Raw genomic sequence first — 2,858 nt, 5'->3', positions numbered from 1 at the left:
GTGTTGATCGTCGGCGCGAAGGGCGTTTCGTAGCGAATATCGACGCTGGCGCCAAAAGCTTCAGCCTCGTTTTTCGCGATGCGGCGGATTGCCATCTCCAGCGTCTTTTGAACCTGATGGTCGAAGGTGCGCACGGTACCGGTCAGAAACGCCGCATCGGGGATGGTGTTGAAGGCTTCGCCGGCGCGCAGGCTGCCAACGGTGACGATTGCCGGAGAGTGCACATCGGTCAGGCGACCGGGCAGGGCTTCTATCGCCAGCAGGATGCGCGCGGCGACGGGGAGTGGATTGATCGCCAGATGCGGCATCGCCGCGTGGCCGCCCCTTCCATGGACGACGATCTCGAAGCGATCGGCCGCCGCGGCCACCGTTCCGCGGTGGACGGCGATCTCGCCGAGAGGCCGTTCGCAATTGTGCAGCGCGTAGACTTCATCGCAGGGGAAACGCTCGAAAAGGCCATCATTCAGCATGGCGAGTGCCCCACCTCGACCCTCCTCGGCCGGCTGGAAAATGAAATGCACGGTGCCGGCGAAGTCGGGCGAGCGGGCAAGCGCCGAGGCTGCGCCGAGCAGCATCGTCGTGTGACCGTCATGGCCGCAGCCATGCATCCTCCCGGGAATGCGGGATGCATGCGGCAGCGGCCGCGCCTCGGTCATCGGCAGGGCGTCCATGTCGGCTCGGATGCCAAGACTGCGACCAGCGCCGAGCCTGCCCCTGAGCGTACCGACGACACCTGTCCGTCCGACGCCTTCGGTCGTCTCGATGCCCCACGAGCGCAGTTTGTCCGCCACGAAACGCGCCGTCTCGAACTCTTCGAAGCCGAGTTCTGGATTGGCATGCAGATGCCGCCGCCAGGTCGTCATCTCGGTCTCCAACTGCTGTACCGATGGAACCAGTCTCATGCCGATGCCCTTGCGCGGAGAGTTTGCGAGCGGCCCTGAAGGATGGCGATGACACCAAGCAGGGTCGCAGAGAATGCGATCAGCAGCACAGCGACGGCCGCGATGGCAGGGCTGATGGATTCGCGAACCCCGGAGAAGATCATGCGAGGCAAGGTTCGCTCCGCGCCTGTCGAGAGGAAACTTGCGACGACGACTTCGTCGAAAGAGATGATGAAGGCGATGATGGCCCCTGTAATGACGCCCGGCGCTATCAGCGGCAGCACTACCTTGAAGAATGTGCGGATGGTGCCGGCGCCGAGCGATGCGGCCGCGCGAACCAATGTCCGGTCGAAGGTCGAAAGGCTGGCGACGACAGTCGTCAGCATCACAGGCACGGCCATCGCCGTATGCACCAGAATGATGGATAGCTTGTTGCCGACGAGTCCCAGTGTGGCGAAGAATGAAAAAGCCGCGACGCCGACGATGACAACCGGCGTCACCAAGGGCGCGGCGATGATCGCGTAGAGAATCCGTTTGCCGGCAAAATCGCCCCAGGCGAGTCCGATCGCCGCAGGTATGCCGAGCAGCAACGCCAGGACCGTGGTGGACAGCCCGATGACGACCGAGTTCCACAGTGCGTTCGGCCAACGCTGGTCGACCCACAGTTCGGCATACCAGCGCAGCGACCAGCCCGGCGTCGGAAATGCCAGCGAATTGCTCGAGGTCAGCGACATAGGGATCACGATCAGCAGGGGCAGGATGATGAACGCCAGCAACGTCGCCGCATAGGCATACATCAGCCACTTCCGGAAGCGGTCGGCGCTCATGCGACATGCGCCTTGCGGCGGAAGAGGACGGACGCCGTCCAGAACAGCAACGCAAACAACACGAGGATCATCAGCAGTTGCAGCGAAAGCGCTGCACCCATGCCCCAGTTCAGTGTGCTGTTCGTGTAGAAAGCTATGTAGCTGGAGATCATCTGGTCGGTCGGCCCGCCGACAAGCGTCGGGGTGATGTAGTAGCCAAGTGCGAAGACAAAAACGATCGCCCCGCCAGACAGGATCCCTGGCAGGATCAACGGCAACTGCACGCGGCGCCATGCCGTGAGCCACGGCGCACCCAGCGACAGTGCCGCGCGCATGTAGGTGGTCGGAACCCGCCGCATGACAGCGACGACGGAGAGCACCATCATAGGCAGCAGAACCTGAACCATCGCCAAATAGAGCGAAAAGCGGGTGTAGATGAGGTCGAGGGGTTCGCTGACGATACCCAATCCGAGCAGAGTGGAATTCACGGGGCCGTTCTTCTGCAGCACGATGATCCAGATGACGGTGCGCACCAGCAGCGATGTCCAGAGCGGAAACAGGATCAACGCGAACATCAGCTTCGACCAGGCCGGGGGCGCGCTGACAATTGCCTGCGCCAGCGGCACGGCGAGCACCGCGCAGATGACGGTCACCACGATGCTGATCCAGATCGTACGCAGCAGCGCGTCGACGAAGATGGCGCGGTCGGCGGAAACGGCTTCGATCGAATTGTCCGCGCCTCGCTTCAGGTCCAGGCTCGCAAGCAGATAATAGTCCGTTCGCGCGCTTTGCTGACGCGCTATGACCTGCCAGAGATCGATGTTTTTCCAACCGGCCTGTTTGGCGAGCACCTCGTCGCGCACGGGGCGCATGTCGAGCTTGCCGTCGGCCGCATCCTTTGCCGTCTTGATGACGAGGAAACGGCTGCCGACCACGCGCTGGTTCACGAGTTGCGCCAGGACGCCTTCCTTCCCGGCGCGCCGCGCGTCGGCCAAATCCTCGACGAGTGCTGCAAAGACGGGTTCGCCAGGCAGGCCGCTATCCGCATTCCAGCCCGCCAGAGCGGCAATTGTGCGCGGCAGGTTGTTCGAGAAATCCGAGTTGTCGACGGCCAGAGCGAGGAAGCGCGCTACCGGCCACAGAAACAGAATGACGACGAACAGAATAAGCG

At 62.9% G+C, this 2,858-nt stretch carries 3 protein-coding genes; all 3 read right to left on the bottom strand.

Annotated features, from left to right (window positions below; translation table 11 throughout):
- Nucleotides 1–902, bottom strand: a 902-nt coding sequence (locus EN984_RS29375; protein WP_127384150.1) for an amidohydrolase, incomplete at its 3' end; no start/stop codon positions are given.
- Nucleotides 899–1,708: an ABC transporter permease gene (locus EN984_RS29370; protein WP_127268148.1), complete on the bottom strand. Its 810-nt coding sequence runs from the start codon at nucleotides 1,706–1,708 to the stop codon at nucleotides 899–901. The genes EN984_RS29375 and EN984_RS29370, both read right to left, overlap by 4 nt.
- Nucleotides 1,705–2,858 (bottom strand): ABC transporter permease (locus tag EN984_RS29365; RefSeq protein WP_164765731.1); only part of this gene is annotated, 1,154 nt, incomplete at its 5' end. The genes EN984_RS29370 and EN984_RS29365, both read right to left, overlap by 4 nt.

Origin of the sequence: Mesorhizobium sp. M7A.F.Ca.CA.004.12.1.1 (genome assembly GCF_003997835.1) — a bacterium.
Classification (GTDB): Bacteria; Pseudomonadota; Alphaproteobacteria; order Rhizobiales; family Rhizobiaceae; genus Mesorhizobium.
This window is presented reverse-complemented; position numbering and strand designations above follow the sequence as displayed.